Genomic DNA, 24,284 nt, shown 5'->3' with positions numbered 1-24,284 from the left:
GTTCAACGCAGGTCAAACGGCACGGATCAAAAAGACCGAAACCGGAGCGTGGCGGGCAATCAACGCACCATTGGACGACCAGAAACCATCGCCCAAATTGGGGACATGTGTTCCCATGACGACGAGGTCTGCATCTGCTGCCCTGATCGCATCGAGAAGGCTTTTCTCCAGATCCGCGGTCGGATCATGGCTCACAATCACCTGGGCAGACACCGCAACGCCCTTTCCAGCCGCATCATCCTCTGCGAGCTGCTTCAGCTTGGCCTCAAATTCGTCAGGGGTGTGCGCCAGCGCACCGGGCAAAGCAGAGGTCACCCCGACATACCGAACCTCCGCGCCATAATGCGCAGCGAGATCAATCGCCGCCGCTCGTGCCTTCTTGAGGTTTTCCGCGTGTTTAAGGTCTATCGGTACGACCGCGCGCTGAAACAAAGCCCATCCCCTTCCTTGTTCGTTCGCCAACCAGTCGCATTCAAGAATGCGCAAAGGTTAACTTTCATTAACGCAGATCCCGCGCATTGGTTCCATGCAAAAATCTTTTGCTGACTTGCCCTCTCGCCTTGATGAAAAGCTGCTCAGCGCGATCATATTTTGAGCATATGAAAAAATAGGGCATTTTTTCACTTCACGAAATGAAAAAACAGACGTAATTTTCACGAGCAATTTTCGCACGAGGGAAAAATGTCGGAAGACAGTGGCATCGGACAGGACATTCGCGCGCTGCGCCTTACGCGCAAGATGACGCTTGAGGACCTTTCCAAGGCAGTCGGCAAGTCGGTTGGTTGGGTCTCTCAGGTGGAGCGCAATCTCTCGACGCCAACCGTTGATGACCTGCACAACTTTGCCCGGATACTCGATGTGCCGATTTCCATGTTCTTCGGCATCGCAGAGGCGCCTGAGCAGGAACGCGGTGTGGTGGTGCGCGCGTCCGCACGCCGGGAAATCGGCGAACGTGACAACGGTCTTTTCGAAGCGCTTGTATCGCCGGATCTCACCGATGATTTCGAGGTCATTCATTCGACCTTCCTGCCTGGCGCATCGCTTGAGAAGAGCCGCCAACGCGCGACCTCCGAGGTCGTCTATCTCATTTCCGGCACGCTGGACATCTGGATCGCAGATCAGATGTTCACCATTCAGGCCGGCGATAGCTTCCGCATCAAGGGCTCGAAATACCGCTGGGCCAATCCTTATGACGACCCGGCTTTGGCCATTTGGGTCATCTCTCCCCCTGTTTATTGAGGTTTGACCATGACCTTTCCCTCTACAGCTCGTGTCGTGATCATCGGTGGTGGAATTGTCGGCGTGTCCGCGCTCTACCACCTGGCGAAAGCCGGATGGTCAGAGTGCGTCCTGCTTGAAAAAAACGAACTCACGGCAGGATCGACCTGGCACGCAGCGGGCAATTGTCCGAATTTTGCCGCCAATTACGGCATCTTGAACATGCAGCGCTACTCGCTGGAGCTCTACCGCGGGCTTGGCGATGAAGTCGATTATCCGATCAATTACAATGTGACGGGCGCCATCCGGCTGGCGCATTCCCACGAGCGCATGATGGAATTTGAGCGCGTTCGCGGCATGGCAGCCCACATGGGCCTGACCATGGACATGTGCACGCCGGATGAACTGCAGCAGCATTTTCCTTTCCTAGAAACGCATGATCTTGAAGGCGGTCTATGGGATCCGCTCGACGGCGACATTGATCCAAGCCAGGTCACGCAAGCGCTGGCGAACGGCGCACGAGCGCACGGTGCAACGATTTTGCGTTTCACACCGGCCACCGGGGTTACCCGCTCGAACAGCGAATGGATCGTGCACACCGAGAAGGGCGACATTCGCTGCGACTATGTGGTCAACGCCGCCGGCTATTATGCGGCACGTGTCGGTGACTGGTTCCTGCCCAATGGCGGGCGCAAGGTTCCCATGACGGTGATGAGCCATCAGTACTTTCTGACGGAGGCCATTCCCGAGGTTGAGGCATGGACCAAGGAACATGGCCGCAAGCTGCCTCTGCTGCGCGATGTCGACAGTTCCTACTACCTGCGGCAGGACACTTATTCGCTGAACCTCGGCCCCTATGAGCGCAATTGTCAGGCGGCCTGGGTGAACGCCGATGATCCGATGCCCGATGACTTCAGCTTCCAGCTCTATCCGGACGATCTGGATCGCCTGGAGTGGTACATCATGGACGCCATGGAACGCGTCCCCCTCCTTGGATCGCAGGGCGTCCAGCGCAACATCAACGGCCCCATTCCCTACGCGCCTGACGGCTTGCCAATGGTTGGGCCCATGCCGGGCGTCCCCAACGCGTTCGAGGCCCACAGCTTCACCTTCGGCATCGCTCAGGGGGGCGGAGCTGGCAAAGTCCTTTCCGAGTGGATCATGCATGGCCACACCGAATGGGACATGTGGTCTATCGATCCACGCCGGTTCACCGACTACACAGACCCTCAATATAACCTCGGCAAGGCACTCGAGACCTATGGTCACGAGTATGCGATGCACTTCCCCCACCACGAGTGGCCCGTCGGGCGAGACAAAAAGCTGTCACCAGTCCACGACCGCCTGCTTGCCGACGGCGCACAGATGGGCGTCTACGGCGGCTGGGAGCGTGCCAACTGGTTCGCCAAGCCGGGCGATGACACATCAGAAGAAGCCACGCAGATTTGGAACCGGAGCGGCCCGTGGGAACCGCGCGTGCGCGAAGAAGTCGAAGCCTTACGCGATGGCGTCGGCATCATAGACATTTGCGGGTTTTCCCGCTTTGAACTGAGCGGCGAAGGTGCCGCGGAGTGGCTACGCGGAAGGGTTTCCGGGGCTCTTCCGAAGGTCGGCCGAATGAACCTGCTTTATTTTCCGGACACGCGCGGCCACGTCCTGACCGAGATGTCCTGCATCCGCCACGGGGAAGATCACTTCAGCTTGATCACAGCCGCTGCGGCTCAATGGCACGATTTTGAGGTTCTCTGGCGGCATTTGCCTGAGGAGCTGACACTTGTCGACCGCACGAGGGAAGCAAACTCGTTGCTGGTCACAGGGCCCAAATCCCGCGACCTGCTCGCCGGTCTTTCGGACGCAGACTTGTCGCTCGGTTGGTTGACCCATCAGAACGCAACGGTCGCGGGCCGTCCCGCACTCCTGCTACGGGTGTCTTTTGCCGGGGAATTGGGCTGGGAAGTCCATGTGTCGCCGGAAGACACCCCCGCAATCTACGATGCAATTCGTGGCGCCGGGGCGACGCCTTTCGGCATGTATGCCCTGAACTCGATGCGGATCGAAAAAGGCTATCTGACCTGGAAGGGGGATCTGTCCACTGACTACAGCCTCCTGGAGACCGGCCTGAACCGCTTTGTCCGGCTCGACAAGGAACAGGATTTCCCTGGCAAGGAAGCGCTCGCTGCAGAGGCAGAAAAAGGGCCGCTCAAGCAACGGGTCACGCTTGTCGTTGAACCGGGTGAGCAAGACGCTCCCTACATGGCAGCGGTTTTTGCAAACGGCAAACGCGTCGGCGAAGTCACCTCATCGGCCTATGGCTATCGCCTCGACGCGGCCATCGCGATTGCCATGATCGAAACCGATGCTGCCAAGCCCGGGACCCAGCTCGCCGTCGAAGTTTTTGGAAAGCAGTTGAGCGCCACCGTGCAGGAGACCTCCTGCCTATGGGATCCGGGCAACATCCGCATCCGCGCCTGAGCCACACTTAAGGGATTGTAGAAATGGCTTTTCCTCCTGAAAAAGCACGTGTTGTTATTGTCGGCGGCGGCGTAATCGGCTGCTCAGTTGCCTATCATCTGACGCAACTCGGCTGGAAAGATGTTGTCCTGCTCGAGCGCAAGCAACTGACGTCAGGCACAACGTGGCACGCCGCGGGTCTTATCGCCCAGCTGCGCGCGACACAAAACATGACCCGCCTGGCAAAATACAGCCAGGAACTCTACGGCAAACTCGAGGAAGAAACCGAAGTCGCGACCGGCTTTCGCCGCAACGGGTCGATCACCGTTGCGCTGTCAGACGAGCGCCGGGAGGAAATCCTGCGCCAGGCCTCCATGGCACGTGCTTTCGGTGTCGAGGTCGAGGAAATCAGTCCCTCCGAGCTGTTGAATCGCTATCCCCATGTGAACGCGTCCGATGTGAAGGCAGCCGTCTATCTGGACAAGGATGGGCAAGGTGACCCCGCCAACATCGCACTTGCGCTGGCGAAGGGCGCGAAGATGCGCGGCGCAAAGATCCTTGAGCGCACCAAGGTGACGGGTTTCGGCAAAGAGGGCCGCCGCATCACCAGCGTAAGCTGGGAGGCGAACGACGAAAGCGGCACCATCGAATGCGATCACGTGGTCAATTGTGCGGGCATGTGGGGCCACGACGTTGGCCGCCAGATGGGCGTCAACGTTCCTCTGCACGCCTGCGAACATTTTTACATCGTCACGGAAACGGTGCCGGGTCTGACCCAATTGCCGACGCTGCGCGTTCCCGAGGAATGTGCCTACTACAAGGAAGACGCAGGCAAGATGTTGCTGGGCGCTTTTGAACCTTTGGCAAAGCCGTGGGGCATGAATGGCATCTCGGAAGACTTCGAGTTCGACCAGTTGCCGGAAGACTTCGATCATTTCGAGCCCATCCTCGAAATGGCGGTCAACAGGATGCCCCTGCTCGCCGAAACCGGCATTCACACCTTCTTCAACGGCCCCGAGAGCTTCACGCCTGACGACGCCTATCACCTGGGCCTGGCGCCGCAGATGGACAACGTCTGGGTTGCCGCCGGCTTTAACTCCATCGGCATCCAGTCGGCCGGTGGTGCCGGAATGGCCCTTGCAGCTTGGATGGACACGGGCGAAAAACCGTTCGACCTCGGTGACGTCGACATCGCACGCATGCAGCCTTTCCAGGGCAACAAGACCTATCTCTTCGAGCGGTCGAAAGAAACGCTTGGCCTCCTCTATGCCGACCACTTTCCCTACCGCCAGAAGGCGACCGCGCGCGGCATCCGCCGCTCTCCCTTGCACGATGCCCTGAAGGCAGAAGGTGCGGTGATGGGAGAACTGGCGGGCTGGGAGCGCGCCAACTGGTTTGCCGATGAGGGGCAAACCGCCGAGTACCAATATTCCTGGAAGCGGCAGAACTGGTTTGGCAACGCGGCGCGCGAACACAAGGCTATCCGGGAAAATGTCGGCATCTACGACATGAGTTCCTTCGGCAAGATCCGGGTCGATGGACCTGATGCCGAGGCCTATTTGAACCATATTTCCGCCAGCAACCTGTCAGTCCCCACAGGCAAGATTGTCTACAGTCAATTTCTCAACACACGAGGCGGGATCGAAGCGGATGTGACCGTGACGCGCCTGTCGGAAACCGCCTATCTGGTCGTGACACCGGCTGCCACCCGCCTGGCGGACCAGGAGTGGATGCGTCGGCACATCGGCGACTATCGCGTCACACTGACTGACATGACCGCGGCTGAGGCGGTCATCTGCGTGATGGGACCGAATGCACGCACGTTGCTGGAGCGCGTTTCACCCAACGATTTTTCGAACGGGACCAATCCATTTGGCACTTTCCAGGAAATCGAAATCGGGATGGGTCTCGCACGCGCTCACAGGGTGACCTATGTCGGCGAACTCGGTTGGGAGCTTTACGTTTCATCTGACATGGCGGTGCATGTCTTCGAAACCCTCCGCGCCGCCGGACGGGACATGGATGCCAAGCTCTGCGGGCTGCATATGATGGACAGCTGCCGCATCGAAAAGGGCTTTCGCCACTTCGGTCATGACATCTCGAGCGAGGACCACATCCTCGAAGCAGGTCTTGGGTTCGCCCTCAAGAAGACCGATGTTGCCTATATCGGCCGCGATGCGGTCATGCGCAAACACGAAGAAGGACTGCAAAAACGCATGGTGCAGTTTCTCCTGAGCGACCCGGAACCGCTGCTATATCACGCCGAGCCAGTCATCCGTGAGGGTGCGATTGTCGGCTATCTCACATCAGGCAACTACGGCCACACGCTTGGCGCGGCCGTTGGTATGGGCTATGTGCCCTGCGAAGGTCAGACAGCGCAGGACGTTCTGGCCTCCAGCTACGAGATTGAGATTGCCGGCCAACGCGTGTCGGCAACACCATCCTTGAAGCCCTTCTACGACCCCAAATCCGAGCGCGTGAAAGTCTGACCGACCGACACGTCATACCGCCAACGAAGAGCTTAATCGCCCAGGAAACTGACATGACCCGCTATTGCCTGACCGTCACATGCCCGTCCCGCCGCGGCATCGTCGCTGCCGTTTCGACTTTTTTGGCCGACAACGGCTGCAACATCACGGACAGTTCGCAGTTCGACGATCTGGACACCGATCAGTTCTTCATGCGGATCGGTTTCGTGTCCGAACAAGGCTCAGAACTGGAGGCGCTTTCACAAGCTTTTGCCGAAATCGCAAGCAACTTCGGCATGACATTCGAGTTCCACGACGAAAACCGGAAAATGAAGGTTTTGATCATGGTTTCGCGTTTTGGGCACTGCTTGAACGACCTGCTTTACCGGGCACGGATTGGTGCCTTGCCGGTGGAAATCGTCGCCGTGATTTCCAACCACATGGACTATCAGAAGGTCGTGGTGAACGCGGACATCCCTTTTCATTGCATCAAGGTCACCAAGGAAAACAAGCCTGATGCGGAAGCGGCAATCATGAAAGTCGTCGAGGATACCAGCGCAGAGCTTGTCGTTCTTGCCCGCTACATGCAGATCCTCTCCGATGCGATGTGCCAGAAGATGAGTGGCCGGATCATCAACATTCACCATTCCTTTCTGCCGTCTTTCAAGGGCGCGAACCCCTATAAGCAGGCCCGCGAACGCGGGGTGAAACTGATTGGTGCCACCTCGCACTACGTGACTGCAGATCTGGATGAGGGTCCGATCATCGAACAGGATATCGTCCGCATCACCCACGCTCAAAGCGCCGCAGATTATGTCTCGCTCGGACGCGACGTGGAAAGCCAGGTTCTGGCGCGCGCCATCCACGCACATGCCAATCATCGCGTTTTTCTCAATGGCAACAAGACAGTCGTCTTTCCAGCCTCCCCTGGAAGCTATTCAAGCGAACGAATGGGGTGAGATAAACGCCTTGTGCCTGGTCCGTTGCACGCTTGAAGCCAACGCTCCAAAGGCTGCCTTGCGCTAAACTGCGGCGATGGAACCAGCGCTCATGATGCACTAGTTTCCCTGGGTCGATACCTCGATCGGTTCCAGGGAGCAGCATGCTCACGCGCGCTCCCGAAACAGCCGGACGATCATTGGAGCCAGGCAGCAGTACCAATGTTAAACCGCACCGCATGTCGATATTTTCTCGAAGTCGCCCGTCACGGTTCAATCAGACTTGCTGCAGACCGCCTGCATGTCTCGCCGTCAGCCATCAGCCGTCAGATTGCCAAGCTTGAGCGCGAATTCGAGGAACAACTCGTGGAGCGGCGGGCCGATGGTGTCCGGCTGACAGACGCCGGACACGTCATCGCAAAAAACTTTGCCGCGATCATCGACCAGATGGATCAAATCAAGGACGAGATATCGGACCTTCGGAAACTAAAATCCGGGAGCGTCTCCATCGCGACCGTCGAAGGCATCTCTGACCCCTTTTTGTCAGATCAGATAAGAGCCTTTCACAAGCGATTTCCGGCGGTCGAATTCCGGGTCCGTATCCGGGGCAGAGAGAGAGTGCTCGAAGCTCTGGAACAGCATCTTTGTCAGATCGGATTTGTCTACGACCATTTTACCCATCCGACGATCGAGATTGCCGGCCAATGGCGCCAACCTCTGCTGGCCCTAGCTCCGCCCTCGCATCCACTCGCGAAAAGCAAGCAGTTAGACCTGACCGACATCGCGCCGATGCCGTGTGTTCTGCCGGATGACAGCTTCGGCATCCACCACTTGATCCATCGTGCCTACCGAAGGATCGAGGCGACGCCGAACGCGATGCTCGTGGCCGATCAGCTGCATTTTCTGATCCGTCACGCGATACATAGCAATGCAATTGTCTTTGTGCCGCTCCAGGCAGCTCTTCGCGAAGTTGAAGCCGGAGCACTTGTGCCACTCGATCTGGACTGCTCCGAATTTGACCACCGCTTTATCTACGCCATTGTTCGGCGCGATCAGCGGCGGTCACCTGCCAGCCAGGCATTTATCGAGACCCTGTCGATGGCTTTCCCGGGTCACGAGAAAGCTGACAACGAGATGCTGGCGCGAATTCGGGCCGCTCAGGCGTGAAGCTCGATCGTGATATCTGCTTCGACCGGCGCATTGAGGCCAAGCTCATGCTGTGTCAGGGCAGCCCGTGCATGCTTGCCGTTTTCCTCGCCCCAAAGCGCGACGAACAGATCTGACGCGCCGTTCAGAACCAAATGCGGCTCCGTGAAGCCCGGGGCACAGGAAATGTATCCGATCATCTTCACGATACGTTTGACCCGGTCCAGATCACCAAGCACGGCTTTCATCATTGCAAGGTGATTGATCGCCATGAGGCGCGCGGACGCGTATCCTTCCTCAATGCTCAGGTCTGACCCGACCTTGCCCACATGAGGCAGAACATCGTTGTCATTCTCGTCCGGCTGGGTGCCAAGCGTCCCTGAAGTGTAGAGGATGTTTCCGACAACAACGCCCGGAAGATAGTTACCGATCGGCTTGGGCCTCCTGGGCAACGTGATCCCCATCTCGATCAAGCGGCGTTCGGTTTCATGTGGCAAGGTTCCATCCCCTTTGTTCAGCGCTAAAGTTGTATGCAAATTAGGCATATTTGTTCCGATAAGGGAGTGCGAATAACGCAACACACATTTGCCTAAACAGCAATCTACTAAATCGTCTGATCATCAAGAAAACTAAAATAAATAAATAATTTCAAAATCTTATTTTAAATTACACGTCGAAATCGCCTTCCTTTCCCTTCAGCTGCCGCAGATCGTGGCAGTAGCGCGTACGCCACTTTTGCCTATGCTCAAGGCAGATCAGTCGAGCCACAAGGATGCGCCGGTGCCAGTCAAATCCCTGCCCCAGCTAGCCCGAGACCTCCGCAATGGGACCGTTAGCTCTCGCGAACTCGTCGAGGCAGCCGTGGAGAGACATGCGGCGACCGAGGCGCGCCTGAACGCCTACCGCACATTCGCTGGCGAGCGGGCAATCGCGCAAGCGAGCGCGGCGGACAATCTAATCGCAGATGGCATCGATCTCGGTCCGTTGATGGGCCTGCCTGTGTCCGTCAAGGACCTGTACGGAATCCCAGGCCTCCCGGTCTTCGGCGGCACAGACGCAACTTTTCCAACCGCTTATGAACAGCCCGGCCCAGTGGCAAAGGCGGTGCTGTCGCAACTGGGTATCGTCACCGGCAAAACACACACCGTGGAATTTGCTTTCGGCGGGCTGGGCACCAACCCACATGCGGGAACACCGCTCAATCCGTGGTCATCGCCTGACGCACCACGTGTTCCCGGCGGCTCCAGCGCCGGAGCGGGCGTGTCGCTTGCTCAGGGTTCCGCGCTTCTCGCACTCGGCACAGATACGGCCGGATCAGTGCGGGTCCCGGCGTCCTTCACAGGGCAGGCAGGCCTGAAAGTCACCCACGGACGCTGGTCCCTAGAAGGCATCCTCCCGCTTTCACCTTCGTTGGACACACCCGGACTTTTGGCGCGCACGGTATCGGACCTCGCTTTTGCCTTTGCGGCACTCGATCCAAATTGCACATGTCCGCCTGCTCCTTCGGAAAGCCCCTTGCGCTTCGGGGTCATTCGCAATGTCGTTTGGGAGAACATCGACGCGTCGATCGCAGACAACACGACCGGAGCGCTACGCCAACTCGAGAAGGCAGGTCAGCGTCTACAGGATGTTGAGTTGCCCTCAGCGACAGATCTCCTGGAGATCTTCCGGGCCGGTGGCCTCGCTGCTCCTGAGCTACGCACGTTCCTCGACCTGAATTTCCCTGAACGCATCGAGCGCCTGGACCCCACCGTGATGGCCCGTGTTCAGGCCGCAGACGAAATCAGCGCCACGGAATATCTGCAGCGACGGGCAATTCTTGCTGAAAGCGGTGTGAGCGCCGCACGCGTGTTCGACCACGTTGATGTCCTGGTCTCTGCAACCATCCCGGTCAGTGCGCCGCTCCTGTCTGATCTTTCTGATCCGGATGCCTATCGCACGGCCAACATGATGGCGCTTCGCAACACGGCGCTTGTCAACCTGCTCGGGTGGTGCGCGCTCACACTGCCGACTGGCCTCGACAGCAATGGCATCCCCTCCGGGCTGCAGATCATCGCAGCGCCCGGACAAGAAGAACGACTCTTGGCCGCAGGCCTGACGGTCGAGGCCATTCTCGGGCAGGGCCCCGAAGTTCTGGGCTCGCCCCAACTATAACCTACAGAAAAACCAACCAGACCAGAGGTACATCATGAAACTGCAATCACTCGGCAAAGCCATGCTATTTGCGGTTGGAACCGCGCTCGCAGTTCCGGCCAGCGCCGCCGACTTCACCTTCACCTTCGCCCATGTTCTGACTGAAGATACTCCGAATGCCCGCGCGGCAGTCGTATTCAAGGAAGAAGTGGAGAAGAATTCCAGCGGACGTATCGAGATCAACATCCGTCCTGCGGCCCAACTGGGCGGCGACGTTGAGATCATCGAGCAGACCCAGATGGGATTGGTGCACATCGCCATCCCGCCAACCGGCAATCTCGCCAACTTCAACGAGCAGATGTACCTGTTCGATCTCCCGTTCCTGATGAATGACGACGCGTCGATGAAGCGTGTGCTCGATGGAGAAGTCGGCGATGAACTTCTAACGACGCTTGAGTCAAACAATCTGCACGGAATTGCAATGTGGGGCGCAGGCTTCCGCAACATGACCAACAACATCCGCCCCATCGACGGACCGAAGGACCTTGACGGCATCAAGATGCGCACCCTTCAGGCACCGACTATCCTGGCCACCTATCGCGCCTATGGTGCGAACCCAACAGCCATGGCCTATGTCGAGGTCTACAATGGCCTTCAGCAGGGCGTCGTCGAGGGCCAGGAAAACCCGCTGGCCAACATCGCCTCGATGAAGTTCTATGAAGTGCAAAAGTACATGACCCTCAGCCGCCACGCTTACCACACCTATGCGGCGGTCATGAACAAGGATGCATGGAACAGCCTTCCCGATGATCTAAAGACCGTCGTTGAAGAGGCGATGATCGTTGGACGTGATGCCGCGCGCCAGTTCACCGATGAGGACGAGACGAAGATCATCGAAAACATCAAGGGCCAGATCGAAATAAGCGATCTGTCAGAAGAGGGCCGGGCGGCATTCATCGAAGCCTCGCAGCCCATCTATTATGAGTTCCGTGAAAAGGTGACACCAGCGCTGATGGACAAGGCCCTCGCGGCCGCCAACGGCGAATAAGGGTTTTCCGGGGGCAACGCGCATGATCAACCGGCTCAATCGCATCGTCGATCTGATCGAGAATGTTCTTGTTACCACACTGATCCTGTCAGCGACATTGGTTGCGATCATTCAGGTCATTGCGAGATATGTGTTCAACAACTCCCTCTATTGGTCAGAGGAATTCATCCTCTACGCGCTCATCACCATGAGCTTCCTGACCATGGGCATGGGAGTGCGCTACGCCTCACATATCAGCGTTGAAGCGGTTTATGCCTTCGCAAGCCCCCGGATGGCCAGAGTTCTCCAGATCGGGGCAGCGTGCCTCGGTCTGGGTTTTGCCTGCGTTCTGATTTGGTACGGGACACGACTTGCCCTGAACACTAACAAGATGGGCCAGCTGTCTCCGGCCATGCGCATCCCGGTGGGCTACATCTACACCGTGATCCCGGTCTCCGGCGGTCTCATGGTGCTGCGGTATTTGCTGATTTTAAAAGACCTTTTTGCCGGGCGTGAATACGTCCCGCCCCAGGTCGACATCAAGATGAACTGAGGACAGGACATGGTTGGCGCTCTGGTTCCCGTATTCTTCGGCCTGCTTCTGTTCGGCCTCCCCATCTTCGCCGCGCTGGCCTTGTCGGTAGCGCTGGTTTTCTACTTCTGGGGTGGGATCGATCCCGTCCTGGTGCCGATGCGCATGTTTTCGGGCATCAACAACTTCTCCTTGATGTCGATCCCCTTCTTCATTTTGGCGGCCGAACTGATGCGGATCGGCGGCTTGTCGGATCGGTTGATCAACTTGGCGCGTGCCGTCATTGGGTGGCTGCCAGGCGGCCTCGCCGCTGCAGCCGTTGTTGCGTGCCTCATGTTCGGCTCCATATCAGGCTCCAGCCCCGCGACAGTGATCGCCATCGGCTCGATCCTCTACCCGGCGATGGTTCAGGCCGGATACGACCGGTACTTCTCAATCGGGTTGATCACAACCGCCGGCACGCTCGGCCCTATCGTGCCGCCCTCCATTGCGCTCATCATCTACGGGTCAGTGACAGGCACCTCAGTCGGCAAGCTGTTTGCCGCCGGCTTGTTGCCCGCGGTCCTGATCGGCGGGCTGCTCATCGCCTATGCCACTTGGTATTCCGCGCGAAAGGGGTATCCGCGCGATGCAAAGCCAACAATGTCAAGGTTCATGACAGCCTTAAGGGCCGCTTCATGGGGGCTTGGCCTGCCGTTTATCCTCCTGGGCGGCATCTATTCCGGCGTTTTTACCCCGACGGAATCAGCGGCTGCCGCTTGTTTCTACGGATGGTTTGTCGGAGCCGTCATCTACCGCAGCATCTCATGGAGAGATACGCTTTTCGTGCTGCGCAACACCGGCCTGATTTCCGGCCCTCTGCTGTTGATCACGGCCGGCGCTTCCGCATTCTCCTGGCTTCTGGCCAGCACCGGAACGCCGGCGGAGCTTGCCGGTCTTGTGCTTGAGGATTCGACAAACCCGATCGTGATCATTGCCTTTTTCAATATTCTCCTGCTGATTGCCGGCTGCTTTCTCGACAGCGCGTCGGCGATCATCATCCTCGGACCTCTCATGATGCCGATTGCACAGCAAATCGGCGTCGATCCGGTTCACTTCGGCGTGGTCATGCTGGTCAATCTGTCGGTGGGCATGTTGACGCCTCCCGTTGGCCTCAATCTCTTCGTCGCCATGGGCGTTGCCAAGATGAAGCTCGGCGAGGTTTTTCTGGCCAGCCTTCCGACGATCCTGCTGATGCTCGTCGCCCTGATCCTGCTCTCCTACATTCCCGCCATCAGCATGCTGTTGCCCGAGACGCTTTTTTAGGGGGTACATACTGCCAGACTGCGGTGAGGGATAAAGGAGGTGAATTGCGTCGCCGCGCGAAGTGTGCAGGGTTTCGATCGTCACGTTTTGCTCGGGGGAGGCCTTCGCGGTTTCGCTGTCGGTTAAATAATTACGCCAGTCTGACTGACGAGGTTTCATTGATTCGGTCGCGAGGGCCTGATCACGCCGAGGCCTGAAACAGCTTATTCCTCTTAGAGCAGGTGGAAGCGGGGAGTTTGACGCTCTCGGAGAGTCCAAAGGTCATCATTAAATCAGATTGATATTCAGAGTCAGCAAGCCAGATTCACGGCACTCCAGATCACGGATTTCTCTAGTCAAATTTAAAGAGATACGCCCTTATCTCTCACCCAATTCAATCCTGAAATCTAGTTGTGCCGCATGACGACCAGGGTGATGTCGTCGTGAACTTTTTGGGTTCCGATATGGTGCTTCAGGTCGTCGATGATGCCCTGGGCGATTTCTTTTGCATCGCCGGTCCGGTGGCGCCGCAGGCTCTCGCGCAAACGGTCCATTCCGAACAACTCTCCTGTCGGGCTTTCCGCTTCAGTCACACCGTCCGTGTGCAGAACAATGATGTCGCCGCTGGTGAAGGGAATTTCGTGCGTCGCGACAAAAGTCGAAATGTCCTTGTCCAGACCGATCGGAAATCCGAGATCCCCTGTATCAACCGTCTCCATATCGCCCACTCTCGGCAAGACGAGAACATCCTCATGCTGGCCGGACAAAGTGATCTTGTGGTCTTCATAGTCGAGGAAGCAAAGGGTTAGATGCTTGTCGGTCCCCGTGCGTTCAATATTGTGGCAGATTGCGCGGTTCAGCGTGTCGAGAAACTCGCAAGGATCCACCACGCCACGCTCTTGAAGCGCAACGGTCACCGATTGTACCATCAGCATGAGCACACCACTTTCCAAGCCGTGGCCGGTGACGTCGCCAATGCCGACCTTGATACGACCGCCGACCTGAAGCACGTCGTAATAGTCACCGCCAACTTCATCTGCAGGCTCCATATAGGCCGCGATCTCGACCTTCTGGATGCCACCCAGTTCGTCAAGCGTGGGCAGGACCATCATCTGAATGCGGCGGGCAATATCAATTTCAGCACCGAGCCGCATGTTTTCGCTGGTCAACTTTTGATTGAGGCCTGAAATTTCTGCATTCGCAGTTTCCAGCTGCCGGTTCATCCGATCGAACCGCATGGCCTGACGCCATTGCATGCCTGAAAAGGCAGCGCCAAAGACACCGGCAATTGCAAAATAAATCAGAAGATATTTGAAGGACAAAAGATTCTGGGCGATGGGCTGCGCAATCATCACGGCCTGGATCCCGCGGATATCACCGACGGCCCAGTCTTTTTTGGGACTTTCAGGATGACTGTTGTGACAGGCAACGCATGTCTCGCCCATCACCACCGGTGCCGCAATCCTTATCCGGCGATCCAAGACGGACCCGTCCAGCTCGTACAACAGGTCCTCTGCATTGCGTGAGGCTCGAAACTTGGACAACGCGCGTGTTTCGAAAGCATCAAGATTATGCGGGTCGCGCTTGGCAAAAGGAAAATCTGAGACAAATCGATACTGCAGGTTACGCGCCCGATTGCCGATCACATCCCCCAGTTCAAGCGAAAGCGTCGCCGGAATCGGAATACCACCGGGGATTTCAGCGTACTCATGGGAGGGGACTGCAGTGCCATCGTTTTCCAGCACTCTGCCGATCACATTGCGCGAATAATAGCCTCGGATGTCCGTGATGACCTGGTTCAGATCTGTTGCCTGGGACCTGAGGCTTTCCTCAGACAGATTTCTAAGGTCGAGCCACACCGCCAACGGCAAAAACGCGAGGCTGAGCACTACAATAACAGCGAACAAAATCGGCTTGCTCGCCAGTTGCCGCCAAAATGAAGTCATAAAAAGCCTCTCAATGCATAAATGTTGAGCATGAGGCGGGTCATTGTCAATATGATGAAATCAAAACATTTGTAGAAGAAATCGCACAGAGCTAAATCATAACGGGAGCTGCTCCTGGCCGGCGATTTCAATGGGAAGGCCGATGCTTCAACGGCGTTAATAATTGGCAGTACCTCAGTGAGCGTTTCGCGTGAAACTCTGTCCGTTTAAGCAATCACATCGTATTTGCGTTGGCAATTTTGTTTTCCCAGAACGCGATCATTGATTTCACGCCTCCTGTTTCAGCCGTAACCGCATTTGAGCGCGCCCGAGTGGCAACGGTATCTGCCTCAACCGCTGTCGAACTCGCTCTGGCAGCAACCGTCTCGGTTTCTGCCGCAGTAACGGATTGATCCACCCCTTTGACTTCAACTTTTCCTGTATACATGTTGACTGAGTAATACGTCGCCGCAAAAGACCATTGGGTAAATGAAAGAGAGAACGCGGAAACGGTGAAGCTTCCGGACGCATTTATCGCAAAGAACAGTCCAACTTTGATCGTAAGGTCGACACCGAGCGTAAATCCAAAACTGCCCGCAAGATTCACGGAAAGAGAGCCACCAAACAAGTACAACTCCTTGGCCCCACGATGAAGCAATCTGGTTGTTCCCGTAGTAAGCGTGAATTTATTGCCGTTGATCGTTTCGGTATCATCTGAAGAATTTTTGACGAACTTGGCTGTACCGCCTGCCCCTCCAGCATTCAGGTGAATTTCCTGACCAACGGCAGTCTCAAAGGTCATTTGCTTATCTGAAGCGATCTTCAGCTCTTCAGTCGAATGCAGATTGTGAGTGCCATTCGTCTTTTGATGGAATGCCCCGGACTCGACGTACATCCTCTCGGCTGCCTTAACCAGGATCCGTCCATCGCAGGCTAGCAAAATCCCGTGGCTGGTCGACGCGTCGGGGCCCGCTGCCTTTTCATAGACGCTCGCAGCTCCATCGCCTCCCTCATCGGAGATGTGCTTTGCGGGATAGAAACCGGACTGATTGGTGGTTTGCGTTTGCTCTTCGTCAGAATAGCCACCAAGGCGAAAGAATGCGCCAACGCCTGAATCAGCCTTCGCCGGCACGCCGGGCGTCGTGATGTTGCCCTGAGCGTCCTTCACCTCGGGAACTGCAGGTGTTGCTTTCGTCCGCGGAAGATAAAGATACGTATATCTGTTTTTGTAATGGGTGCCAGTATTGTCGGAAACACTTGTATCGACAGAGGAGTTCATTGCACCAGCTCCCAAAAAAGCAAAAATAGGCCGGATAACCTATTAAGAAAAGCATGTAAGAATTCTGTCACATATTGGACCAATAAACCTTAAAAACAAGGGCTATCGTCCTTCGATACGAATGACCGCAAATCGCCAGTGAATGTCGATAGACTTTTGACGCTGAAGGCCGCGATCGTGTATCGCTAGAGGAGAGGAACGTCGTTCCAAACCAGGCTTTCGGGAAACTTGGAATTTGGTGACGTGCAGGGGAACTCATTGGATACACCGGACAAGACGCAAACAGCGATCAAGAGCCTGGCAACAACCTGCGAGGCGATTGCCCATGGCCGATTTGACGATGTTGATGAACTCTACGACGTTGTGACCAACGAAGGCGTTCCAGAGGATATACGCGCTCTTGCGGAAACCTTCGCTGGCATGGTGGTGCAGGTCGAAGCACGGGAATTTCACGCCAGTCAGCTGATCGCGGATCTGACGGAAACAAGGCGCCTTCTGGAGGCTGCCGAAGCGAAGTTGAAAAAAGAAAACGCCGTTCTTCGGACACGTCTCGACAAATTGGACGTGACCTACGACGAAAAGCAGGCAGAACTTGAAATCCAGCAGGTCACCGACAGCGACTATTTCAAGTCGCTGCAATCACGCGCCAAATCCCTGAGGTCGAAATTCAAGACCGATCCCTAGACCAATCATTTCAGAGAGCTTCGCTTGACCAAGATCATTTCCACGCATTCCTACCGGGGCGGCACGGGCAAATCCAATGTCACCGCGAACCTTGCGGCGACGCTGGCCATTCGCGGACACAGGGTCGGGATCGTCGATACCGACATTCAGTCGCCCGGCATCCACACGCTTTTCAAGGTCGACCTCAATTCAGTCCAATATACCTTGAACAACTTCCTGTGGGGGCACTGTGGTGTCACCGATTGCGCGATTGACGTGACTGGTGGGGTGGTCGACGCAAATGGCGATGTTGTTCCCCCGGAAGGAGCCAAGGTCTTCCTGGTGCCTTCGTCTATCAAGACCGGTGAAATCGCCCGTATTCTGAAAGAGAAATACGATGTCGAAGACCTCAATCGCGGGTTCATCACTCTTTGCCAGGAGCTCGAGCTCGATTATTTGCTGATTGACACGCACCCAGGGGTCAATGAGGAAACGTTGCTCTCGATCGCGATTTCCGACACCTTGCTGCTGATCCTCAGGCCCGATGTCCAGGATTACCAAGGCACAGCTGTCACACTCGATCTGGCGCGCAAGCTTGAGGTTCCTCAGTTGTTCCTGATCGTCAACAAGGCGCTCGAGGCATTCGACTTCAACGATCTGGCACAACGGGTGTTTTCCAACTATCGCACGCCGGTCGCAGCGGTCCTCCCGCTCTCGACAGACCTGATTCAGATTGGCAGCACCGGCTTGCTCCGGACATTGCAGCCTGACCATGCCTTTACGAGAGCAATTGAATCGATCGTTGACGCGATCGAGTAGGAGCCTGTCTCGAAGGCTTTCAGTCTTCGCTCGGCGCATCAAACAACGCTGTCATGAAGTCCTCGACACTCGCTGTCCGTTTATTTCTGTCGAATTGAAGCGCGTTGCGGATCGCGGTCCAGGCCGCGACATCCAGATCGCTCAGGACCTCCGGTTCCAGGTTTTCCGCAGCGGCTTCATTTGACGGTCGCATGGCAAACGGATGCGTTCCGGAAATCAATTGATAGGCGATACAGCCAAGCGCAAAGATATCGTCTCGCGGATCGCGCGGCGCCCGGTCGAACATTTCCGGGCTGGCGTAGGCGGTGGTCATGGCGTCTGCGAGCGTTTCGTCTGCGCCGTCAGCGGTTGCCGCAGCGGCCAGACCGAAGTCGAGCAGTTTGACTGGACCGTCCTCGACCAGAAAAACGTTCCCAGGCTTGAGGTCCGAATGAATCACGCCTTGGGAATGCGCGTGAGTTAGCGCCGAACAAATCCCGGTCAAGATCGCACTTGCCTCATTTCCCGGGAGCGCCAGCCCGACGGATTGCGCCAACCGGCGGTTCAGCGGCACCCCTTTCAAGAGCTCCATCACGATGAAGACCTCGGAACGATCCCGATCAAAATCATAAACCGAGGCAATATTGGGGTGCGCCAGCATTTGTGATTTGCGGGCCTCGGCTTCCAGAATGCGCAGGGCGTCCGGATTGGTGCGGAATTCGTCGTTCAACAGTTTCACGGCGACATAGGGCTGGGCATTTCCCGCCTCCAGCCTTCGGCGATCGACGGCCGAATAGACCACTCCCATGCCGCCTCGACCGATCTCTACGTCGAGAATAAACCGATCCCGCAAAATGCTCCCAACGCCGGCACGCGGCGCGCCTGCAGCACCGAATTTTTCAAGGTTTTGAGCCTCACGTGAGCGATCGCTGCCAGAGCGGCGGGCATCTGACCGAAAGCGAGCGCTTCTGTAGTTGGTCAGAAACTTGTCGAGTTGTTCTGGCTGCTCTTCTGGAGCTTTCGTTTCCGGCGCGTCGCCGTCGCGACCTTTGCGGAACCCGCGGTAATCGTCGACAATTGAAGACAGCACGACATCGTCCACCTTCTGACGCGTTTCATCCCCTGAAGTGCTCTTCGGGGTTGCCAGAAACGGCAGCGGCGGCAGGTAGGGCTTGCCCGTCGTCTGATCGCGGTGTCCGGTCAGCGTGAGCGCTGCTTCCCCTTTTGACAAGCCGAGCTCTCCAGCCACCTGCAGGGGAGAAATTGTTGGGCTTGGAACCGGCGCTGCGGCCGGCGTTTGCCCCATGCCCTGCAAATGCAACACTCGGGGAATTGTCGGTTCGTCGAAATCGTCATTCAAAAGAGCATTTGGTGTGCCAGCCGTCGAGGCCGCAGCCATGGGCGTGGTGGGCGGATACGTTCCCGGCAAGCCCAGATCTGCAACGCTGAACGCATCGCTTGTTTTCGTTGCGCCAGGCAACTGCTGCAAGACAATGGTACCAAGATCGTTCGGAAGGCGCCCTTCCTCAATCGATTGCCGGATAACGCCAACAACCTGCTCAAATTGGTGTTCAGACTTCATTGCGTAAGTCTTGAGCCGACGCACCAGAAGATCGTAGTTGGACCGCCCCGTGACAAATGCGCTGACTGCGCCGGTGGGATCCTCGTCCGAACCCGTCGCTGGCATCTGAGGTGGTTTTTTCGGTCGCAAGAATTTCAGTTTTAGAGACTTTCTGAATCTGGGATCTCGTAACCTTTCGGCCGACTAATATTATATCGATTGAGCTTTTCGATAATCGTCCGCCGGCTGACTTTCAAGATCCGAGCTGCCAAGCTTTTGTTCCAATTAGCTTCGCGCATTTTCGCTTCCAAAACCAGAGCCTCGTATTGACCGACAATCGTTTTGAGGTCCCCATCCGGGATAACGGCCGGCATTCGCGAGGATTCCTTGTCGGAATAGCCAACCAGTTCTCCGGGCAAATGCGTGATCTGGATCGGCTGATCGGCGTCTGCCATCAGCTGAGCCCGGTCCAGAATATTCTTCAGCTCGCGAACATTGCCCGGATAGCTCCAGCACAGCAGAGCGTCCAAGGCATCCGAGCTGACTTCTGGCATCGGACGTCCGAATTTCTCGGATGATGTCTTCAAGAAATGATCTATCAGCTTGGGAATGTCAGAGGGACGCTCCCGAAGAGGGGGCATCTGGATCGGAAAAACGTTCAACCGATAAAACAGGTCTTTTCTGAATTCGGCTTCGGCAATCTTTTTCTCAAGATTGACGTTCGTGGCACCTACAATACGCACGTCGACTGTTTCGGTCTTCGTGGATCCAACACGGCGGACTTCGCCTTCCTGCAAGAGGCGGAGCAACTTGGCCTGGAGGCTAAGCGGCATGTCGCCGATTTCATCCAGGAACAACGTCCCCTTGTGCGCTTCGTGGGCGAGCCCCTGTTTCGTGGTCGCCGCACCGGTGAACGCGCCTTTGACATGACCAAAGAGTTCGCTTTCCAGCAAAGCTTCAGGCAGCGCGGCGCAGTTCTGCACCACAAACGGATTGCCGCTGCGATCGCTCGATTGATGAATGAAACTGGCCATCATTTCCTTGCCCGTACCGGTTTCTCCTCGCAGAAGAATTGGCACATCGGAAACCGCGGCTTTGCAAATCAAGGAAATCGCGTGCTCAATCGGCGGGCTATCACCGACGAGGCCGCCCGGCTTGGCAAATTTGCGCGTCTGGCTTTCTTTCTTGGCCTTTCGCTGCCTTGGCAGTTCCGCAAGCTGGCGGTTGAACTGCCGATTCAAGCGGGAGTTCTCCTCCACGAGACGGCTATTCCACATGCAAACGGCTGCCTGGCTGGCGAAACTCATCAATGGACGCAACGCAGCGTCCTCCAGCGCTCCAATCTCATCCGCGCCGTTGCGAACGTTGATCAGTTGCAGGATGCCGATGGAACGATTTTCCTGAATCGTCAGGGGCACGATCACAAGCGAGCGTGTTCGTGTCCCACCGAGCTTGTCGTCTTCCCGAATTCGGGAAAAGTCATAGCCGATGGCGCTGTCGATGTTTCCGATATTGACGGGCGTCCCGGTCGAAACGACAAGCGACGCCGGTTCATTCAAGTTGGGAGTCTTCTCACCGCTATAGATCGGGATCCGCTCACCTTCGGCCATCACCTCGATGAGCCCGCGATATTTGGAACTCACGCGATGAAGGTAATGAGCGAGCGTGTCCAGGGCATAAATCGACGCGCCCTCGGCACCGGACAGGCGAATGGACGCCTCAAGCACCAGGTTCATGACGGACTCGATCTTTTGCTCACTTGCCAGAGCAATCGAAAGGTCTATCAAATCCTGAAAAACAGCGTTTTTAGGCATCATTCAACAATGCCTCCAAGACCAAACAAATGTCCGGCGACACAATGTCGACAGGGCGGCTTCAACGTCGTCGTGGCACAATAGGCGCGTCGAACAATCCTAGACTGACAGCGTATATCCAAAACGACCATCTCCCTGGACATCAATCGAGACCGATGAGAATGCATCACCTGACCCCATTTGGGTCAAAAGCTCAGTCGACAGTTCAGGAAGGATCGTACGGTTCACGATATGGTCGATGTTGCGGGCGCCTGTCTCCACTTCCGTGCAGCGGGCGGAGATTGCGGCGACCACCTCGTCAGAATAATGGAGTGTCATCTTCTGATTTTCCAACAGCCGCTTGCCGACCTTGTTGAGTTTCAGACGGACGATTTTCTCAAGCGGCGCGCCAACTAGCGGGTAGAAGGGCACTATCTGCATGCGTGCCAGCAGTGCCGGTTTGAAATGCGCACTCAGGATCGGCCGGATTGCAGCAACCAGCTCATCGGAGCTCGGCTGTGTGGGCAATGTGCCCATCTCGGTAAGCACATCCGTTGCGAGGTTGCTGGTCAGAACGATGATTGTATTCTTGAAATCAATCTGCCGGCCTTCGCCATCTGCCAACATGCCCTTGTCGAAGACCTGGTAGAAGAGATTCATGACCTCCAGGTCTGCCTTTTCGACCTCGTCGAGCAGGACGACGGAATAGGGTCGTTGGCGCACAGCTTCGGTCAGGAGACCACCTTCGCCATAACCAACATAACCCGGGGGAGAGCCAACCAGCTTCGATACGGTATGCTTTTCCTGGAATTCGGACATGTTGATCGAAATAAGGAAGCGCTCGCCGCCAAACAGTTGATCGGCGATGGCCGTTGCCAGCTCGGTCTTACCGACGCCGGACGGGCCAACGAACAAGAAAACACCCATCGGCGCGTCCGGGTTTTGCACCCCGGCCTTGGCTGTGCGCAATGCTTCATCGATTGCCTGAATGGCATGGTCCTGGCCAACCACCCTGGCCTTCAGGTTCTCTGAAAGCGACAGGATGGATTGAGCATCATCCTCAACCATTCGCCCGAGCGGAACGCCCGTCCAATCAGCAATGACCTGCCCGACGGATTCTTCAGTGACCTCGAAGGAGACCAAAGGGTCCCCGGCCTGTATGGCGGTCAACTGTTCGGCCACCTCACGATATTTCACACGCAGTTCATCCAGATCCGGTGCGGCTGGCGCTTCATCACCGCCAGTATCACTGTCAGTATCACCGTCATTGGCTTCACTGTCAGGCTCAGCAGCATCCTCATCGAGCGTCAAGCCAAGCTCAAGGCGCATGCGCAGAATTTCGTCAACGAGGGAAAGTTCTTCTTGCCACTTTGACGTCAACTCGGCGATTTCGTTTTCGAGATCGGAAATTTTTTCTTCAATTTCAGATACTTGAAGAGCTTCGTCACCGAAGTCCGACTGCTGGTCGCGACGAATGGAATCAAGCTCCCGGCGAAGTTCGCCGAGGTTCTTCTCTCTCAACTCGATCGCGAATGGTTTTGAGGATAGTGACAGCTTCACACGGGCACAGGCGGTATCGAGGACATCGACCGCCTTATCAGGCAGCTGACGGCCTGAAATATACCGAGCCGACAATTTAGCGGCCGCTGAAACGGCGTTGTCCCGAATGTAGACGCCATGGTTCTTTTCATAGGCGGTGCGCAGCCCGCGCATGATCGTGATTGCTTGAGCAGGGCTGGGTTCATCCAGCTTTACAAGCTGGAACCGGCGTTCAAGGGCCGGGTCTTTTTCGATGTATTTCTTGTATTCGCTCCAGGTCGTCGCCGCGATGGTCCGAAGCTCACCGCGTGCCAGCGCCGGTTTCAATAGGTTGGCCGCGTCAGCGCCGCCCGCTGAACCACCCGCACCAATGAGCATATGCGCTTCATCGATGAACAGGATGACGGGCTTCGGCGAGGATTTAACCTCTTCGATGATGCCCTTAAGGCGGTTTTCGAACTCACCCTTAACACCAGCACCGGCCTGCAACATTCCAAGGTCAAGACCGATCAACTCGACATTCTTGAGCATGTCGGGAACGTCGCCCTCAGAGATCTTGCGCGCCAAGCCCTCAACAACGGCAGTCTTGCCGACCCCTGGATCTCCAACGCAGATTGGGTTGTTCTTGCGTCGACGGCCCAGCACATCGATCATCTGCTGGATTTCGCGGTCACGGCAGAACACCTGGTCGATCTTGCCCTGCCGCGCCTGCTCGGTGAAATTGGTGCAGAACTTCGCCAGCGCGCTGTCAGGGCTCGCACCAGGCGTTGCCTTGCTTTCGTTGCTGGTCCCGGAGGTCTGCTCGGTGGTTGTCTCTTCTGATCCCTCGACCGCCGCGCCGAAGTCTTTCTTGAACTGCTCGTAGGAGACCGACTGCAGCTCAGAAAGCCACCGGTCATCGCCGAAACGGTTGGGTTGGGCAAAAACCGTTGCGAACAGGCTGCCCGAACGCACTTGATCAAGGTTTAACTCGACGGAGCTGACCAGCCAGGCATCTGAAATCCACTCAATCAGCAAGCGTGAGAACACTGGCCGGCCTTCGTTGCCGCGCTTCATGTCCTCAAGTGTCGAATGCAGGCTCTTTTTGAAATTTGTCGGATCAACTTCGAAGTGCCGACAGGCAGTCTGGACGTCGTGTTGGCTGTCCTCGACAAACACATAAAGCAGATGCTCTATCGTCACCTCGAAATGCCCACGGGTCACCGCAAGTCCAGCCGCAGATTCCAGCGCGCGGCGAGAATAGGTATTCAGGCGACTAATAAGGCGACGAAGATCAAGATCCACCAAAATTCCGCTCCCTGAAAAAGCATCGGCTAGCCTGCCAATGCTATAATCTAACCAAGTATTTTGCTTTCATGACAGGAGCATTGAAAACAGCCCCTTGAAAAATAGAATTTATTACTACGCCGAAAGAGGACGCGTTATCAATGACCGGAAATGGCCACGGGTGCCGTTCCGATTTGCGAAACGGCACCCTGGAGGCTTAGCTTGTAATCGTTGTTACCCTGATATCCGGTAAAGGACGATCA

The 24,284-nt window shown here is 56.5% G+C and carries 17 protein-coding genes and 2 pseudogenes; 11 read left to right on the top strand and 8 right to left on the bottom strand.

The window, feature by feature from the left end:
• Window positions 1-12 precede the first annotated feature (12 nt).
• Window positions 13-432, bottom strand: coding sequence for a universal stress protein (locus tag IG617_RS10595; RefSeq protein WP_192109221.1), 420 nt, complete (start codon window positions 430-432; stop codon window positions 13-15).
• Window positions 433-681: 249 nt separating this feature from the next.
• Here IG617_RS10595 and IG617_RS10590 point away from each other — a divergent pair, with 249 nt between their 5' ends.
• From IG617_RS10590 to IG617_RS10570, 5 genes are all read left to right on the top strand, one after another.
• Window positions 682-1,239, top strand: coding sequence for a helix-turn-helix domain-containing protein (locus tag IG617_RS10590; RefSeq protein WP_192109220.1), 558 nt, complete (start codon window positions 682-684; stop codon window positions 1,237-1,239).
• 9 nt (window positions 1,240-1,248) lie between these two features.
• On the top strand, window positions 1,249-3,690 hold the full coding sequence (locus tag IG617_RS10585) for a GcvT family protein (RefSeq protein ID WP_192109219.1): 2,442 nt from the start codon (window positions 1,249-1,251) through the stop codon (window positions 3,688-3,690).
• A 23-nt stretch (window positions 3,691-3,713) separates the two neighbouring features.
• Window positions 3,714-6,158 carry a GcvT family protein gene (locus IG617_RS10580; protein ID WP_192109218.1) on the top strand — a complete coding sequence of 815 codons (2,445 nt, stop codon included), beginning with the start codon at window positions 3,714-3,716 and terminating at the stop codon, window positions 6,156-6,158.
• 53 nt (window positions 6,159-6,211) lie between these two features.
• Window positions 6,212-7,096, top strand: a complete 885-nt coding sequence (purU, locus tag IG617_RS10575) for a formyltetrahydrofolate deformylase (RefSeq protein WP_192109217.1) — start codon at window positions 6,212-6,214, stop codon at window positions 7,094-7,096.
• 201 nt (window positions 7,097-7,297) lie between these two features.
• Window positions 7,298-8,242, top strand: coding sequence for a LysR family transcriptional regulator (locus IG617_RS10570; protein WP_192109216.1), 945 nt, complete (start codon window positions 7,298-7,300; stop codon window positions 8,240-8,242).
• Here the strand turns inward: IG617_RS10570 and IG617_RS10565 are convergent.
• A complete protein-coding gene (locus IG617_RS10565) occupies window positions 8,233-8,718 on the bottom strand; it encodes a RidA family protein (protein WP_254170517.1) in 486 nt (161 codons plus the stop codon). The genes IG617_RS10570 and IG617_RS10565 overlap by 10 nt on opposite strands.
• 283 nt (window positions 8,719-9,001) lie before the next feature.
• Here IG617_RS10565 and IG617_RS10560 point away from each other — a divergent pair, with 283 nt between their 5' ends.
• From IG617_RS10560 to IG617_RS10545, 4 genes are read left to right on the top strand one after another with little or no spacing between them, the layout of a single operon-like run.
• On the top strand, window positions 9,002-10,375 hold the full coding sequence (locus IG617_RS10560) for an amidase (RefSeq protein WP_209008410.1): 1,374 nt from the start codon (window positions 9,002-9,004) through the stop codon (window positions 10,373-10,375).
• Window positions 10,376-10,409: 34 nt separating this feature from the next.
• On the top strand, window positions 10,410-11,402 hold the full coding sequence (locus IG617_RS10555) for a TRAP transporter substrate-binding protein (RefSeq protein WP_209008409.1): 993 nt from the start codon (window positions 10,410-10,412) through the stop codon (window positions 11,400-11,402).
• Between the two features lie 22 nt (window positions 11,403-11,424).
• Window positions 11,425-11,934, top strand: coding sequence for a TRAP transporter small permease (locus tag IG617_RS10550; RefSeq protein ID WP_192109214.1), 510 nt, complete (start codon window positions 11,425-11,427; stop codon window positions 11,932-11,934).
• A gap of 9 nt (window positions 11,935-11,943) precedes the next feature.
• A complete protein-coding gene (locus IG617_RS10545) occupies window positions 11,944-13,218 on the top strand; it encodes a TRAP transporter large permease (RefSeq protein WP_192109213.1) in 1,275 nt (424 codons plus the stop codon).
• Window positions 13,219-13,604: 386 nt separating this feature from the next.
• Here the strand turns inward: IG617_RS10545 and IG617_RS21655 are convergent.
• The 3 genes and pseudogenes from IG617_RS21655 to IG617_RS10535 form a co-directional block, all read right to left on the bottom strand.
• Window positions 13,605-14,480: pseudogene (locus IG617_RS21655) on the bottom strand (PP2C family protein-serine/threonine phosphatase); the annotation flags it as partial.
• Between the two features lie 75 nt (window positions 14,481-14,555).
• Window positions 14,556-15,143, bottom strand: a pseudogene (locus tag IG617_RS21650) (Tll0287-like domain-containing protein); the annotation flags it as partial.
• Between the two features lie 214 nt (window positions 15,144-15,357).
• Window positions 15,358-16,401 carry a hypothetical protein gene (locus tag IG617_RS10535; protein ID WP_192109211.1) on the bottom strand — a complete coding sequence of 348 codons (1,044 nt, stop codon included), beginning with the start codon at window positions 16,399-16,401 and terminating at the stop codon, window positions 15,358-15,360.
• Window positions 16,402-16,659: 258 nt separating this feature from the next.
• Between IG617_RS10535 and IG617_RS10530 the strand changes: the two genes are divergently transcribed.
• Window positions 16,660-17,085, top strand: a complete 426-nt coding sequence (locus IG617_RS10530) for a hypothetical protein (protein WP_192109210.1) — start codon at window positions 16,660-16,662, stop codon at window positions 17,083-17,085.
• Window positions 17,086-17,109: 24 nt separating this feature from the next.
• Entirely contained in the window at window positions 17,110-17,883 is a 774-nt protein-coding gene (locus tag IG617_RS10525; protein WP_192109209.1) for a MinD/ParA family ATP-binding protein, read from the top strand.
• 19 nt (window positions 17,884-17,902) lie between these two features.
• Here the strand turns inward: IG617_RS10525 and IG617_RS10520 are convergent, their stop codons facing one another.
• The 3 genes from IG617_RS10520 to tssH all read right to left on the bottom strand — a co-directional run bounded on the left by IG617_RS10520 (window position 17,903) and on the right by tssH (window position 24,039).
• On the bottom strand, window positions 17,903-19,549 hold the full coding sequence (locus tag IG617_RS10520; protein ID WP_192109208.1) for a serine/threonine-protein kinase: 1,647 nt from the start codon (window positions 19,547-19,549) through the stop codon (window positions 17,903-17,905).
• Between the two features lie 35 nt (window positions 19,550-19,584).
• Entirely contained in the window at window positions 19,585-21,240 is a 1,656-nt protein-coding gene (locus IG617_RS10515; RefSeq protein ID WP_192109207.1) for a sigma-54-dependent Fis family transcriptional regulator, read from the bottom strand.
• A 96-nt stretch (window positions 21,241-21,336) separates the two neighbouring features.
• Window positions 21,337-24,039, bottom strand: coding sequence for a type VI secretion system ATPase TssH (tssH, locus tag IG617_RS10510; RefSeq protein ID WP_338109963.1), 2,703 nt, complete (start codon window positions 24,037-24,039; stop codon window positions 21,337-21,339).
• Window positions 24,040-24,284 lie beyond the last annotated feature (245 nt).

It is taken from the genome of Roseibium polysiphoniae, assembly GCF_014842925.1.
Classification (GTDB): Bacteria; Pseudomonadota; Alphaproteobacteria; order Rhizobiales; family Stappiaceae; genus Roseibium; species Roseibium polysiphoniae.
The sequence above is the reverse complement of the archived record's forward strand: the minus strand, read 5'-3'. Positions and strand labels throughout refer to the sequence as shown.